The sequence below is a fragment of the Rhodopseudomonas sp. BR0C11 genome (assembly GCF_010820945.1).
Lineage (GTDB): Bacteria > Pseudomonadota > Alphaproteobacteria > Rhizobiales > Xanthobacteraceae > Rhodopseudomonas > Rhodopseudomonas palustris_H.
The window spans coordinates 1-12630 of record NZ_QTKI01000111.1 but is presented as its reverse complement, the minus strand read 5'-3'; the positions used below and the strand labels follow the sequence as shown (position 1 = coordinate 12630).

The following is a 12630-nucleotide window of genomic DNA, read 5'->3' as shown; positions in this document are numbered from 1 at the left end:
TTCCTATCGGGTCGAATTGCAGCTCAGCGGGCCGATTAATCCGGTCACCGGCTTCGTGCTGGACTTTTTTGAGATCGAGGCCGCGTTCGGGCCGCTGTTGAAGCGGCTCGACCATTACTGTCTCAACGAGGTCGAGGGGCTGGAAAATCCGACCGCCGAGAACATCGCGATCTGGATCTGGCGCCGCACCAAGCCGGAACTGCCGCAGCTTTGCGGCGTGCGGGTGTACGAAACTTCGGATTGCTGGGCCGATTACGCCGGCGAAGACGACTGACGTCTCGGGCGGCTCAGAGGCCGCCCACACAGATAGGTCCGCGCCAGATGTGGACCGAGGCGCCGATCAGGCGCGCACCGCCGCCGTCTTATTGCGGTCGGCTGCGGTTTCCTGCTCCCAGCGCAGGATGGTCGCATACAGGTTCTGGAATTTGCTCGCGGTCTCGCCGTCGAACATCGGGTCCTTGCGATGGGGGATGGGCGCGTCGATCTTCGCCCAGTCTTCCGGAGTCAGCGTTTCGAGCGCGGCCGGGAACAGCAGCTGTTCTTCCTTCAGCATGTGGCGGCGCTGGTGCTCGATGAAGTCGCGCGCCGCGGCGTGGAAGGTCTGGCGCGGCAATTCCTGATCGGCCAGCACATCGTCCACCACCTTGGCGAAGTTCGCGAGGCGATCGACTTCCAGCTCGTGCTCTTTCTCGATGTCACCGACCGTGCCGGCGACCGCGGGATTGCGCTCCTTCAGGATGCGATAGACGACGTCTTCCTTCGGGTGGTGACAGGCTTCCGGGTACTCCTTGAAGTACTGAATAATGGCCTGGAAGATTTCGTAGTCGGGTCGCTCGCGGCGATCGAAGACGCTGAGCTCTTGTTCGAGCACGTCGAGCAGGCGCGCGATGTTGCGGTGCTCGTCGTTCAGCAATTCAATGATTCGTGACATGGCCGACCTCGATGTCGCTATCCGCAAATACGCAGCGATTTGCGGCAAACCTTCGCGACCGCAAAATACGTCCAATCGATCGCCAATCCTTGCGTTAGATCAACTGGACGCTGGCGGCTATCAGTCGCAACCGCGCTGCTGTTACAACGCTGTGCGGCGCAGACGGAGCGCGTTGCCGATCACGCTGACCGACGACAGCGACATCGCGGCAGCGGCGATAATCGGCGACAGCAGCAGGCCGAAGCTCGGATACAGGATGCCGGCCGCGATCGGAATGCCGGCCGAGTTGTACACGAAGGCGAAGAACAGATTCTGCCGGATGTTGCGCATCGTCGCCTGCGACAACTTGCGGGCGCGAACGATGCCGCCGAGATCGCCCTTGAGCAGCGTGACGCCGGCGCTTTCCATCGCCACGTCGGTTCCGGTTCCCATCGCAATGCCGACGTCGGCGGCAGCCAGCGCAGGGGCGTCGTTGACGCCATCGCCGGCCATCGCCACCCCGCGGCCCTGCTGCCGCAGCTTCTCGACCACTGCGCTCTTCTGATCCGGCAGCACCTCGGCCTCGACGTCGGCGATACCGAGCTTGCGGGCGACCGCGTTCGCGGTGACGCGGTTGTCGCCGGTCAGCATGATCACCTTGATGCCGTCGGCGGCGAGCGCGGTCAGGGCCTCAGGCGTCGAGGGTTTCACGGCGTCGGCGATGGCGAACAGCCCGGCGAGGCGGCCGTCGATCGCGACGTGCACCACGGTGTCGCCGTCGCCGCGCAACTGCTCGGTCTTGGCCGCGAGCGAAGCCGTGTCGATGCCGAGCGAGGCGAGATACGCCGGGTTGCCGATCACTACCGTCCGGCCTGCGACCGTGCCGGTCGCACCCTTACCAGTGGGGGCGTCGAAATCCGTGACGGCGGCGAGATCGAGGTTGCGCTGCTTGGCGGCGCGGACGATGGCGTCGGCGAGCGGATGCTCACTGGCGCGCTCGACGCTGGCGGCGAGCCGCAGCAATTCGGCTTCATCCGTTCCGTCCGCGGTTACGATCGCCACCACGCTCGGCCGGCCTTCGGTGAGCGTGCCGGTCTTGTCGATCACCAGGGTGTCGATCTTCTCCATCCGCTCCAGCGCTTCGGCGTTGCGGATCAGCACACCGGCCTGCGCGCCGCGACCGACGCCGACCATGATCGACATCGGGGTCGCGAGGCCGAGCGCGCACGGGCAGGCGATGATCAGCACGCTGACGGCGGCGATCAGTGCAAAGGTCAGTCGCGGTTCCGGACCAAAGGTGGCCCAGGCCGCAAAAGCGACGATGGCGGCGAGCAGCACCGCAGGCACGAACCAGCCGGCGACCAGATCGGCGACGCGCTGGATCGGCGCGCGCGAGCGCTGGGCCTGCGCCACCATCTGCACGATGCGCGACAGCATGGTGTCGCGGCCGACCTGATCGGCGCGCATCACGAAGCCGCCGGATTGATTCAGCGTACCCGCCACCACCTTGCCGCCGGTCTCACGGCTCACCGGCATCGACTCGCCGGTGACCAGCGACTCATCCAGCGTGCCGCGACCTTCGATGATGGTGCCGTCGACCGGCACCTTCTCGCCGGGACGCACACGCAACCTGTCGCCGACGCTGAGACTATCGATCTCAACCTCGCGCTCGCCGCCATCGGCTTCGATCTTGCGAGCGGTCTTCGGCGCGAGCCCGAGCAGCGCCTTGATGGCGCCGGAGGTGGCTTCACGGGCGCGCAGTTCGAGCACCTGTCCGAGCAGCACCAGAACGGTGATCACGGCGGCGGCTTCGAAATACACCGGAACGGTGCCGCCATGGCTGCGGAAGGCCGGCGGGAATAGCTGCGGCGCGACGGTCGCCATCAGGCTGTAGACGTACGCGACGCCGGTGCCCATCGCGACCAGGGTGAACATGTTGAGGTTGCGCGTCACCACCGACTGCCAGCCGCGCACGAAGAACGGCCAGCCGGCCCAGAGCACCACAGGCGTTGCGGAGACGAGCTGAATCCAGTTCGACAGCGCCGGATCGATCAGGCCGTGGCCGCCGACGAGATGACCGCCCATCTCGAGCACAACAGCGGGCAACGCCAGCACGAGGCCGATCCAGAACCGGCGCGTCATATCGACGAGCTCGGGGTTTGGTGCGTCATCGAGCGACACCAGCTCCGGCTCCAGCGCCATGCCGCAGATCGGGCAGGTGCCTGGTCCGATCTGGCGGATCTGCGGATCCATCGGGCAGGTGTAGATCGTGCCTTCCGGCACCTCCGCGGCCGGCGTGGCCTTGCTCTTGTCCAGATACGACACCGGGTCGGCGGCGAACTTGGTTTGGCAGGCTTCGCGGCAGAAGTGATAGGTCGTGCCCTTGTAGGCAAAGTGATGCTTGCTGGTGGCGGGATCGACCTTCATGCCGCACACCGGGTCGATCACCTTGCCGTCGTCAGCGGGGGCGCCGTGATGATGGTCGGCGTGGTCGTGCGCACCGCCGCAACAGGACGAACTAGCCGCCTTGGCCAGATAGCGCTGCGGATCGGCCGCGAATTTCGTCCGGCAACCGTCGCAGCAGAAGTGATAGGTGGTGCCGTCGTGTTCGAAGCTGTGCTTGCTGGTGGCGACATCGACGGTCATGCCGCAGACCGGATCGATTGCTTTCGCTTCAGGCGCTGCGTGATGATGCGCGTGGTCACCACCGCCGCAGCACGAGGACTTCGCCGGCAGATCCGTCAGCTGATGCAGCTTCGGGGCCGCCTTTGGCGGCAGCGTGAAGGGCTGGGCGGCCTTTGCCAGCACGCCGGCGGGATCGGCCGCGAAGGTGTCTCGGCAGCCGCCGCAGCAGAAATAGTAGGTCTGGCCGTCGTGATCGAAGCGATGCTGCGCGGTCGCGGTGTCGACCGTCATACCGCACACCGGGTCGGTCGCCGTTGTCGCGGCGGGCGCCGAAGCGCTCGCTGGTCCTCCGCAGCAGGACGAGTTTGCGGGCGCATTCGCCCCTGCAGAACCGCAGCAGCCCGTGTTCTTGACAGAGGCGTCTTGCCCCGCATGCTCCGCGTCGCGCATTGCGTCACCCTGGCGCTTGTAACCCATACCGTGTAGGGGTATATATCCGACATGCACAAAGACATCAAGGCGTCGTGCCAAAAACGGCTGGGACGGATCGAAGGGCAGGTGCGCGGCATCTCCAAGATGGTGGAGGAGGGGCGCTACTGCATCGACATCGTCACCCAGATCTCAGCGGTCCGCGCCGCGTTGCGGCGGGTGGAGGAGGAAGTGCTGAAGGATCACGTCGCGCATTGCGTCGAGCACGCGATCGCTAGCGGTGACAAAGCCGATCAGCGCCAGAAGATCGCAGAACTGATGGATGTGATCCAGCGCTCCGGCCGCTGAACCGGAGGAGTGAGTCGGCGAGGTCTGCGCTCAGCGACGTTGCGCGGTGGTCGTCGTCGATGTCCCGAATAGCGAGGTCTTGACCGCGCTGAAGCCGGCTGAGAGCTGAGTGAGACCGCAGGACAACGGATCATTGCTGCCGCAGGCGTAGCGCTGCGGCTCCGTCGCGCGTTTGCGCTCGGCGCGCTTCTTCTCTGCGCGAGGTCGGGTCTTGTCAGCGGTGGTGCGGGGCTTGTCGGCTGCAGAGCGCGGCTTGTCGGCAACAACGCGGGGCTTCGGCAATGGGGGCGGTGGCTCGGCGGCCGTCGCCTGTTGCTGCAGGGCGGCGAGCTGCTGTTGTTTGGCGGTGAACGCCGCCACGATCATCTGCCGCCGGCGCTCGTCGAGGAACGCGGTGTATTCCTCGTCGATCTTCCGCAGCTCGGCGGCCGTCGGATTCGGGCCGGCGATATCGAAGCTGCGGTTCTGCATGAAGTCGAAATAGGTGTAGCCGCCGCCGGGTTTGCGCCGGCCAGCGAACTTGGCGTCGCACTGAGTTTGCAGCGCCGCCTTGGTGTCCTGGGTGGCCGCCTTGGTCTCGCCCTTGGCGATGCAGTCCTCGTAATCGACCGGCTCTTTGTTCGGCCACCACTGCGCCTGAGCACGCGTCGCCGGCGCCGCGATCCCGATCAGGATCGCGAGCTGAAGCACTCCGAGATGGCTTACTCCGGTCATGCCTGTCCCGCGGCTTGGGTAGCGGCGTATTATTCCGGATTCCGCCGGGGACGAGGCGGTTTGTCAAGGCATCGTGGCGGTGCTGAGGGCTGAATACACGTGCAAATTAACTCACATGAAATTCGACATTGACTTGGCCGGAGCCGCTGGAGGGGAAATAATCGCATAAACGCTCGGCTTCGCCGGTGTAATCGTCCCACCCAAGTGCCGCGAACAGCATCACCGTGTCGGCCATCCCGCCTTCGCCATTGCATTTCACCGCATAGTCCGGAAGCATCGCGGTGAATTCCCGGTAGCGCCGCTCCTGCCAGAGCTGCAGGACCCGCAGGCCGACCTGACGGTTGAACTCACTGGCGATGGTAGTCCAGGCATCGGGGCCGAGATCCTTGTTCGGCCACAGCCGATGCGACAGCGAGCCCGAAGCAAGGATCGCTACGCGTTCGTCGGAGGCATCGATCGCGCGGCGGGTTGCTTCACCGAGTGTGCGGCTCTCCTCGATCGAGGTGAACAGTGGCGAAGCGATCGAAACGACCTTCGCCCAGCCGTCGGGATTGAGATAGTGCATCGGCACGATGGTGCCGTATTCGAGCCCGAGCGTCGGTACCTGATGCGCCAGGACTTTCAGTCCGCGGCTCTGTGCCTCGACGGCGATCGCCTGCGCTAAGGCCGGATCGCCCGGCAGGTCGTAGCGCAGGTCCTGGATCATGTGCGGCGCCTCGTGGCTGTTGAACGAGCCACGGGGCTGCGCTTTGGCGTTGATGTGATAGCCGAAGTTCGACAGCCAATGAGTGTCGAACACCACGAAGGTCGTGACCTCGCGCTCCTTTGCGCGGCGGCCGAGTTCGCGCAGCGCCGCGACGGCACCGGCTCGTGCCTGCCGCAGCGGGCTGTCGGAAGTCTCCGACAGCATCAATGAGGGGACGTGACTGACCTTGGCCGCCAGCACCAGCTTGCCCATCGTGCAACTCCCGAGTCGTGCTGGTGCTATTCGACGTCGGCGAATTCTTTCTGATGCAGCCACGCGGTGTGGCGCGGCGGCTTCTTGGTCACCGCCCATTCGTCGACCATCGCATGGGCGACGTTCTTCATCTGGGAGAGCTGCTCTGGCGTTGCGGTCCAGGCGGCGACCTCGAGCCGGTGGCCGCTCGGATCGCGGAAGTAGATCGACTTGAAGATGGTGTGATCAGTCGGGCCGACGACGTCCAGACCTTCGGCTTCGGCGCGCTGCTTCGCCGCCATCAGCGCATCGACGTCATCGACCTGAAAGGCAATGTGCTGGACCCAGTCCGGGGTGTTCGGATCGCGGCCCATTGGCGGCGAGTTCGGCAGCTCGAAGAACGCCAGGATGTTGCCGGCGCCTGCATCGAGGAAGATGTGCATGTAGGGATCGGGCGCCTTGGTCGAAGGCACCTTGTCCTCGGCGATCGCGCCGATCAGCTCCATCCCCATCACCCGCCCGTAGAACGCGACGGTTTCCTTGGCGTCCTTGCAGCGATAGGCGACGTGATGGATCTGCTGGATTTGCATGAGGTCCTCCCGATTGTTTTGTGCATTTGATCCGCATTGGATCAAACCGGCCTGTCGGGAGGTTGACGTGGATCAACGATCCAGCCGCCGGCGTAATAGACGCCGGCCGGCGAGCTTTGCGTCGGCAGGGAGCCGGCGCGAGGCAGTCAGGAGGGATCAGGCGGCGCGGTTATCCGCCAGCACCGACTCGGCGTGCTCGATATGTTCGAGCTCCGAGAGCTTGGTGGAAGTCTTGCCCCGGCATGACCACGAGATCTGTGCCTCGTCACCGTTGATCGACAGGATGATGCCGGTGGCGCCGCCCTGGGTCGTGACTTCGTCGCCGACCGAGAACGTTTCGTTGGCGAGTGCGGCTTCCAACGCGGCACGGAGGCAGAACAATTCGTTGCCGTTGGCGGCGCGGAATGCGGCGGCGGCCTTGGCAACCATGTCGTCGGTGACTTTGAGTTTGTGGGCCATTGCACGTACCTCGATTGGTTCGATCGTGGAGGGCTGCGACGTTGCCGACCCGCACGGGAAGAACCACGCGGCGATTAGGCTGCTAGATGTGGTATTTTCCGTTAAAGATGCAGCTCCGTAAGGATACTGATGACTGCTAGAATTACCGTCGGCGGTAATAATCCACCCAACTGCGAAATTGCAATTGCGCTGCATCAAAACGACAAACGCGCGCCGAGGCGCGCGTTTTTGTGTTTGGTAAAATTGTAAGGTTGGTCAGACCGCGATCGAGTGCCGGACCGACGAGTTGCGCAGGTAGGTGTCGAACACCGACGCCACCACGCGCGACAGCCGGACGCCTTCCGGCGTCAGCGTCACCTTGCTGCCATTGCACACCACGGCGCCGTCGCGCTGCAATTCGGCGAGCGACTCCTGCTCCGGCGCGTACCAGTCATCGGCACAGCCGAACGCCTTGCCGGCCGCGGCGAGATCGACCTTGCCGTCGCACATGATGCGTTCGATGACGTGGGCGCGCAGATTGTCTTGCTGGGTCAGAGCATGACCGCGCGCCACCGGAATCTTGCCGGCCTCGACCGCGCGCGCCCAGGCGCCGGTCTCGCTGATGTTCTGCACGTAGCCGCTCGGGGTGCGACCGATCGAGGTGGCGCCGAGCCCGATCAGGGTCTGCGCCGCATCGGCGGTGTAGCCCTGGAAGTTGCGGTGCAGCTCGCCGGTCTTGGCGGCGACCGCCAGCGAGTCGCCCGGCAGAGCGAAGTGGTCGATGCCGATGCGGACGTAGCCGCCCTTGACCAGCGCTTCCGCAGCGGTGTCCGCCTGGGTCGCGCGCAGCTCCGGCTTCGGCAGCGACTCGTCCGGGATCATCCGCTGGTTCTTGGCGACCCACGGCACGTGGGCGTAGCCGAACAGCGCGACCCGGTCGGGCTTCATCTCGACGCACTGTTCGACGGTGCGGCGCAGGTCTTCGGCGGTCTGATAGGGCAGGCCGTAGATCAGGTCGAAATTGATGCGTTCGACGCCGGCCGATTTAAACAGCTGCATCGCGCGCGCGACCATTTCGGGCGGCTGGACGCGGTTGATCGCTTCCTGCACCTTCGGGTCGAATTCCTGCACGCCGAAGCTGGCGCGGGTGAAGCCGAGCTCGCCGATCTTGGCGGCCATGTCTTCGGTCAGCGTACGGGGATCGCTCTCGATCGCGATTTCAGCGTCGGGGAGGAATTCGAAGCGCTCGCGCAGCAGCGTCATCAGCGCGCCGAGATCCTGCGGATCGATCACCGTCGGGGTGCCGCCGCCGAAATGCAGATGGCGCACCGGCATGGTGCCGGGCAGGGCGTCGGCGACCAGATCGATTTCGTCGATCAGGTGTTCGACGTAGTCGGCGACCGGATCGTACTTCGCCGCAAGCTTCATGTTGCAGCCGCAGTACCAGCACATCTGCTTGCAGAACGGCACGTGCAGATACAGCGAGACCGGCTCGTCGGTATCGAGCTGAGCGAGCCAGCCACGATAAATCGACTCCGGGAAGTCCTTCGCGAAATGCGGCGCGGTGGGATAGCTGGTGTAGCGCGGCACCGAGCTCTTGGCGTATTTGTCGAGGGCAGACGACATCGTCGTGATCTCTCTGATCGCCCGCGGATCAACGCGCGGAAAGGGTTTCTGATTGGCCTGCGATCGGCTCTGATCGCCTGCTGGCGTAAATGTTGGCGGCGTCGGGGATCGAGGTCCAATCCGCCACGAAGCGACAGCAATTGTCGCCATGTGCTCCGCACGCCGTCTCGGTCACTCGTGTATAGGGCGACACCAACGACTGGAATAGCCGTTGAAATACGGAGGCGTGCCAGACGCAGACATTGTGATCGGCGTGTTCGCCAGCGCACAACGGATTAGCGGCGATCTCGAACGTCACGGTCTTGCCGGCGTGCGCGGAGAACTTGCCGGAACCCGCAAAGGTCCAGGCGTGCGCGGTGATCGCCTTGGTCAGCATCTTGGCTGCGATCGAGGCCGGCATGATCTTCAGCACCGCCTGCGCGAGCTTCGGAATCCGGTTGGCCAGAATGTAATCGCCGGTGCGTAGCCCAGCGTCGGCGAGAACTTCCGCGGCCTGCTGCTGCGGCAGCACGCGACGCACTGCCTGATGGATCGCTGCGACCGGACGTTCGTCGACCATCGCCGACGGCGGTGCGGCGAGCCAGTCGCTCGCCGCCGCCTCGGAGAAGATCTCCTTCGCGGCCGGCTGGAGGCCGGCCGCGTCGAGCGCGTGGATCAGTTGGATGACGGCATTGGGTCCGATTTCGGACACCGACGAATGCGTCTCCACGTCAGTGACGGGTCGCCGAACCTGCGTCATGGGTGGTATCCGCCATGCGGCTGGTTACGGTCTTGGCGAGCGCTGCCTTGGCATCGGCTTCGCTCTCTTCCATCTGCTCGGTGCCGCCGCCGCAGGCCGAGACGATGGCCATTTGCGAGGCCGCCGCCTTGCGGGAGCGGTCGGCGTTGGCTTCCCAATCCGCCATCTGCGCGTGCGAGATCTTGCGCGTGGTGTCGAACTGGAAGTCGACCTTCTTCTTCGACTGCGGACCCCAATAGCCGACGCGGCCGAGGTCGTAGAACTTGCGCTCGAAGCCGGCCTTCAGGAACGCCTTCAGACAGCCCAGCAGGTAGCGGCGCCGGCGTCCCGTTCCCGACCAGGGATACGAGAAGAACGCCTTGTACATGTAGAACCGGCGATAGTTGTTCATCACCCGGTCGAGCAGTTCGCCGCGCTCCATCGCCGCCGGCTTCACGATCGGCGTGACGAAGTTGTACTTGGCGAAGTCGAACACCTCGACCTTGTCGGACAGCTCCTTGAACAGCGGAGTGAACGGCCACGGGGTGTACATCGACCAGTTGGCGAGGTCCGGCTTCCAGTCCATCGCCATGCGGTAGGTTTCTTCCAGCGTCTCCGGGGTCTCGGAGTCGAGACCGACGATGAACTGGGCCTCGACGACGATGCCGGCTTCGCGGAGCAGGCGGATCGCCTTCTTGTTGTCGGAGATCTTGGTCTCTTTGTTGAACAGGTCGAGCTTGAGCTGAGCCGCCGCTTCGGTGCCGAGCGAGACGTGCATCAGGCCGGCTTCGTTGTAGAACTTCAGCAGCTGCTCGTCGCGCAGGATGTCGGTGACGCGGGTGTTGATGCCCCACTGCACCTTCTTGTTCAGGCCGCGCGCGATCAGTTCTTCGCAGAACTGGATGAACTTCTTGCGGTTGATGGTGGGTTCTTCGTCGGCGAGGATGAAGAAGCCGACGTCGTACTTCTCGACCAGCTCCTGGATCTCGTCGACCACCTTCTTCGGGTCGCGGACGCGGTAGTCGCGCCAGAATTTCCACTGCGAGCAGAACGAGCAGGTGAACGGGCAGCCGCGCGCCATGTTCGGGATCGCCACGCGGGTGTTCATCGGAATGTAGCGATACAGATTCCAGTTCAGAACGCCCCAGTCCGGCTTGATGGCATCGAGGTCCTTGACCGTCGGAGCCGCCGCGGTCGCGACGATCTGGCTCTCGCCGTTGGAGCCTTCGGTGTAGGCGAGGCCCTTGATCTCGGAGCGGTTCGCCGGCCAGTTGCCCGAGGCAACGGCGCGCGCCAGCTCGACGACGATCTCTTCGCCTTCACCGCGGACGATCACGTCGACCCACGGCGCTTCGCTCAGCACCTGCTGATACATGAAGGTCGCGTGCACGCCACCGAGCATGGTGACGATCTTCGGGTTGATCTGCTTGGCGACCTTCAGTGCTTCTTCGGCCGCATAGATCGAGGGGGTGATCGATGTGGCGCCGACCAGGTCGGGCTGATAGTCGGAGATGATCTTGGCGAGCCCCTCATTGGAGATCTCTTCGGTCATCGCATCGACGAATTTGATGTCGGTGAAGCCGTTCGCCTTCAGCGCGCCCGCCAGATAGGGGGCCCATGCCGGCGGCCAGTGGCCGGCGATCTCCGCGCCACCGGAATGATAATTCGGGTGAATGAGAAGGATGCGCACTGACTTTCTCCCATGATTGTCAAGAAACGATGACATGTGCGATGTCAACGATTGTTGACGCAGATCAAACGAATGGTGCTTTGGTACTCGGCGAGACGCGTCCGCGTTTCGCCGCTGAGAAATCGCGGCAAGTAGCGCCGCGCAGATCGGAAGGAATCACGACTCCGCTACGAAGTTGGCGTCGTGGCTGAGAGCGTCCAGCGTATCGACGTTCAAGCAGTAGCGCTGATAGCCGGGGATCAGCGTACCGGCCGCGATATCGGCGTCGCACTCCTGCTTGTGCTCACACACGGCGCAGGTGCGCCGCAGATCGTTGAGTAGCATCGGCTCCTTTTCGGCGAGCGCACGGATGCTGATGCGCAGCGCTTCGAGCAGGCAAGGTAACTCCTTGGCGCTGGTCCCCTTGGTCGCAAGCGCGCGGACTTCGGCCGGCGACAGTCCAAGGTCCTTGACCATGTTGGCCATGGCCAAGCCGAAAGCTTCGAGCTCGCTCGGACTTCCTGCAATCTCTTCCCACTCTCGGACGACGTCGGCGACGGCTTCTGTCACGGGCGCATTTCTTGTCGGCTTGCCGGGTGCGGTCATGAGCGCCTCCAACGCAACTTGCCGGGCGATATACTCATACAAGCACGCGCCTCCCATTGCGCTGGATCAAGGAGTGCAACGCGGTTGCGATCGATCAAAGACAGGCCGTAAACTCCGGTCGGGCCGTGCGAATTTTCGCCTGAGGCGGATACGCGGCGGCGCCATAAACACGATGGGAAGACGCCCCTGCGGGGGCGGTAAAGGAAGCAGGAGGGGGCGCGGTGCTGCTGGGGCTTTTTGCCGACATTCACGCCAATCGGCCGGCGTTCACCGCATGCCTTGCGAATGCGCGCGAGCGCGGCATCGAGCGGGTCGTTCTATTGGGCGATTACGTCGGCTACGGCGCCGACCCGGACTGGACCGTCAGCACCGTCCGCGACCTGGTCGCCGACGGTGCGGTCGCGGTGCTCGGCAATCACGATGCCGCGATCGGTAATCCAAAAGTGCAGATGAATGCCGAAGCGGAGGCCGCGATCGAGTGGACGCGCGGCCAGCTCGATTCGGCGCAGCGCAAGTTCCTCGCCGATCTGCCGATGCGGCACGAAGAGCACAGCCTGCTGTTCGTGCATTCGGAAGCGACCCGGCCGGAATCCTGGATCTACGTCACCGACACCTCGATCGCCTCGCGCAGCATGCAGGCGGTGTCGGCTCACGTCACCTTCTGCGGCCATGTCCACAAGCCGGCGCTGTATTCGCTCTCCGTCACCGGCAAAATGACGACCTTCGTGCCGACCACGGACGTGCCGGTGCATCTGCTGCCGGGGCGACAGTGGCACGCAGTGCTGGGTTCGGTCGGCCAGCCGCGCGACGGTAATCCGGCTGCCGCCTACGCGCTGTACGACACCGTCAAGCACGAGCTGACCTATTGCCGGGTGGCGTATGACGCCAGCGAGGCGGCGCGGCGCATTCGCGATAACGGCCTGCCGCTGTGGCTCGCCGACCGCTTGCTGGTGGGGCGCTAAAGGATGGACCAGCCTTCCTTCGAGCCCGGCCCTGCCCTCGGCGGTTTTACGATCGAGG

Annotated in this window: 13 protein-coding genes; 3 read left to right on the top strand and 10 right to left on the bottom strand. The window is 64.4% G+C overall.

The genetic code is table 11. The annotated features are described in order from the left end of the window. On the top strand, positions 1 to 274 hold a 274-nt coding region (locus DYI24_RS11185), incomplete at its 5' end, for a 6-pyruvoyl trahydropterin synthase family protein (protein ID WP_164572338.1). Positions 275 to 340: 66 nt separating this feature from the next. Here DYI24_RS11185 and DYI24_RS11180 read toward each other — a convergent pair. Both DYI24_RS11180 and DYI24_RS11175 read right to left on the bottom strand, forming a co-directional pair. Beyond that, a complete protein-coding gene (locus DYI24_RS11180) occupies positions 341 to 931 on the bottom strand; it encodes a hemerythrin domain-containing protein (protein ID WP_164572337.1) in 591 nt (196 codons plus the stop codon). Positions 932 to 1072: 141 nt separating this feature from the next. After that, positions 1073 to 3985 (bottom strand): heavy metal translocating P-type ATPase, encoded by a 2913-nt coding sequence (locus DYI24_RS11175; RefSeq protein WP_164572336.1) that lies wholly within the window; start codon positions 3983 to 3985, stop codon positions 1073 to 1075. A 51-nt stretch (positions 3986 to 4036) separates the two neighbouring features. Here DYI24_RS11175 and DYI24_RS11170 point away from each other — a divergent pair, with 51 nt between their 5' ends. Next, the gene (locus DYI24_RS11170; protein ID WP_011157220.1) at positions 4037 to 4312 is read left to right on the top strand and encodes a metal-sensitive transcriptional regulator; all 276 of its coding nucleotides are present in this window, start codon (positions 4037 to 4039) and stop codon (positions 4310 to 4312) included. A 30-nt stretch (positions 4313 to 4342) separates the two neighbouring features. Here DYI24_RS11170 and DYI24_RS11165 read toward each other — a convergent pair whose 3' ends face one another. From DYI24_RS11165 to DYI24_RS11130, 8 genes are all read right to left on the bottom strand, one after another. After that, positions 4343 to 5026, bottom strand: a complete 684-nt coding sequence (locus DYI24_RS11165) for a hypothetical protein (protein WP_164572335.1) — start codon at positions 5024 to 5026, stop codon at positions 4343 to 4345. A 106-nt stretch (positions 5027 to 5132) separates the two neighbouring features. Further along, complete coding sequence (gene hpaD / locus DYI24_RS11160) at positions 5133 to 5984, bottom strand: 3,4-dihydroxyphenylacetate 2,3-dioxygenase (RefSeq protein WP_164572334.1); 852 nt, start codon at positions 5982 to 5984, stop codon at positions 5133 to 5135. Positions 5985 to 6010: 26 nt separating this feature from the next. Further along, positions 6011 to 6553 (bottom strand): VOC family protein, encoded by a 543-nt coding sequence (locus tag DYI24_RS11155; protein WP_164572333.1) that lies wholly within the window; start codon positions 6551 to 6553, stop codon positions 6011 to 6013. Between the two features lie 156 nt (positions 6554 to 6709). Next, the gene (locus DYI24_RS11150) at positions 6710 to 7012 is read right to left on the bottom strand and encodes a preprotein translocase subunit YajC (RefSeq protein WP_011157224.1); all 303 of its coding nucleotides are present in this window, start codon (positions 7010 to 7012) and stop codon (positions 6710 to 6712) included. A gap of 255 nt (positions 7013 to 7267) precedes the next feature. After that, complete coding sequence (gene hemN, locus DYI24_RS11145; RefSeq protein WP_107343652.1) at positions 7268 to 8617, bottom strand: oxygen-independent coproporphyrinogen III oxidase; 1350 nt, start codon at positions 8615 to 8617, stop codon at positions 7268 to 7270. A gap of 28 nt (positions 8618 to 8645) precedes the next feature. Next, a complete protein-coding gene (bchJ, locus tag DYI24_RS11140) occupies positions 8646 to 9356 on the bottom strand; it encodes a bacteriochlorophyll 4-vinyl reductase (RefSeq protein ID WP_164572332.1) in 711 nt (236 codons plus the stop codon). Next, positions 9328 to 11025 carry a magnesium-protoporphyrin IX monomethyl ester anaerobic oxidative cyclase gene (gene bchE / locus DYI24_RS11135; protein ID WP_107343654.1) on the bottom strand — a complete coding sequence of 566 codons (1698 nt, stop codon included), beginning with the start codon at positions 11023 to 11025 and terminating at the stop codon, positions 9328 to 9330. Before bchE ends, bchJ begins: the two co-directional genes overlap by 29 nt. Before the next feature lie 156 nt (positions 11026 to 11181). Continuing rightward, positions 11182 to 11610 carry a hypothetical protein gene (locus tag DYI24_RS11130; RefSeq protein WP_164572331.1) on the bottom strand — a complete coding sequence of 143 codons (429 nt, stop codon included), beginning with the start codon at positions 11608 to 11610 and terminating at the stop codon, positions 11182 to 11184. Between the two features lie 221 nt (positions 11611 to 11831). Between DYI24_RS11130 and DYI24_RS11125 the strand changes: the two genes are divergently transcribed. Further along, positions 11832 to 12572, top strand: coding sequence for a metallophosphoesterase family protein (locus DYI24_RS11125; RefSeq protein ID WP_164572330.1), 741 nt, complete (start codon positions 11832 to 11834; stop codon positions 12570 to 12572). Positions 12573 to 12630 lie beyond the last annotated feature (58 nt).

Coding starts and splice junctions, on each gene's coding strand:
- DYI24_RS11170 (WP_011157220.1), top strand. CDS start 4,037: ATGCACAAAGACATCAAGGCGTCGTGCCAAAAACGGCTGGGACGGATC.
- DYI24_RS11150 (WP_011157224.1), bottom strand. CDS start 7,012: ATGGCCCACAAACTCAAAGTCACCGACGACATGGTTGCCAAGGCCGCC.
- DYI24_RS11155 (WP_164572333.1), bottom strand. CDS start 6,553: ATGCAAATCCAGCAGATCCATCACGTCGCCTATCGCTGCAAGGACGCC.
- bchJ (WP_164572332.1), bottom strand. CDS start 9,356: ATGACGCAGGTTCGGCGACCCGTCACTGACGTGGAGACGCATTCGTCG.
- DYI24_RS11130 (WP_164572331.1), bottom strand. CDS start 11,610: ATGACCGCACCCGGCAAGCCGACAAGAAATGCGCCCGTGACAGAAGCC.
- hpaD (WP_164572334.1), bottom strand. CDS start 5,984: ATGGGCAAGCTGGTGCTGGCGGCCAAGGTCAGTCACGTCCCCTCATTG.
- DYI24_RS11180 (WP_164572337.1), bottom strand. CDS start 931: ATGTCACGAATCATTGAATTGCTGAACGACGAGCACCGCAACATCGCG.
- hemN (WP_107343652.1), bottom strand. CDS start 8,617: ATGTCGTCTGCCCTCGACAAATACGCCAAGAGCTCGGTGCCGCGCTAC.
- DYI24_RS11165 (WP_164572335.1), bottom strand. CDS start 5,026: ATGACCGGAGTAAGCCATCTCGGAGTGCTTCAGCTCGCGATCCTGATC.
- DYI24_RS11175 (WP_164572336.1), bottom strand. CDS start 3,985: ATGCGCGACGCGGAGCATGCGGGGCAAGACGCCTCTGTCAAGAACACG.